At 69.7% G+C, this 228-nt stretch carries 1 protein-coding gene; it reads left to right on the top strand.

From position 1 onward, the window contains the following. On the top strand, positions 1-228 hold a 228-nt coding region (locus OEB96_RS00090), incomplete at both ends, for a hypothetical protein (protein ID WP_266213336.1).

Below are 228 nucleotides of genomic sequence, written 5' to 3'. Positions count from 1 at the left end.
CTGGTCCAGAGCCTGGACTACGACTGGCACCCGTGGGGCGAGCTCGAGCAGCGCTCCGACCTCGTGCACGGGCAGCAGGAGGCGTTCGAGCACGACGACCTGCGGCGGCTGACGCAGGCATCGGTCACCGCCGCGCTCGGGGGCAGCGTCGTCGACGTCTCGTACGACGACGTCGGCAACATCACCCACAAGACCGACGTGGGCAGCTACGTCTACGAGGACGGGCGG

Origin of the sequence: Paraliomyxa miuraensis (assembly GCF_026337845.1) — a bacterium.
In the GTDB taxonomy this organism is placed as follows: Bacteria; Myxococcota_A; Polyangia; order Nannocystales; family Nannocystaceae; genus Paraliomyxa; species Paraliomyxa miuraensis.
This window is presented reverse-complemented; position numbering and strand designations above follow the sequence as displayed.